General features: G+C 49.5%; 1 protein-coding gene. It reads left to right on the forward strand.

Annotated features, from left to right (window positions below):
• Positions 1-850 (forward strand): 3'-5' exonuclease (locus R7044_RS24730; protein ID WP_225455936.1); only part of this gene is annotated, 850 nt, incomplete at both ends.

An 850-nucleotide genomic window follows, 5' to 3' on the forward strand; every position in this document is an offset into this window, starting at 1 on the left:
GATTGTGGGCGAGCGCGGTCGCTTGACCGTCGTGGGTGATGATGACCAATCGATTTATTCGTGGCGTGGTGCCAAACCGCAAAACTTGGTGCTGCTCGGGCAAGATTACCCGAATCTGCGTCTGATCAAGCTGGAGCAAAACTATCGCTCGACCAGTCGAATTCTTCGTGCTGCAAACATTTTGATTGCCAACAACCCGCACGTGTATGAAAAATCACTGTTCTCAGAGATTCCTGACGGCGAAAAACTGAAAGTGTTGCTAGCCAAGAACGAAGAGCACGAAGCAGAACGGGTCACGGGTGAGTTGATTGCGCACAAGTTCTTAAATCGCACGGAATATCGAGATTATGCGATTTTGTATCGCGGTAACCATCAATCGCGCTTGATTGAAAAATCACTGATGCAAAACCGCGTACCCTACAAACTGTCTGGCGGTACGTCGTTTTTCGCGCGTGCCGAAATCAAAGACATCATGGCGTATCTTCGAGTGTTGGTGAACCCTGACGATGACAACGCATTTCTGCGCATTGTGAACACGCCGCGACGCGAAATTGGCCCGGTAACGTTAGAAAAATTGGGCAGTTACGCCAATATGCGCGGCAAAAGCCTATTTGAAGCAAGCTTTGAAATGGGATTAGAACAACACCTATCGGGGCGTGGTCTCGAAAATCTGCGTCGCTTTACACAATGGTTGGTGGCGATTGCCGATCAAGCTGAGCGAGGCAACACAGTAGAAGCTGTTCGTTCCTTGGTTCGTGACATTCATTACGAAGATTGGCTGTACGAAACCTCAGCCAGCCCGAAAGCCGCTGAAATGCGCATGAAGAACGTTTCGGATCTCTACTCTTGG

This window comes from Vibrio sp. 1402, assembly GCF_033340275.1.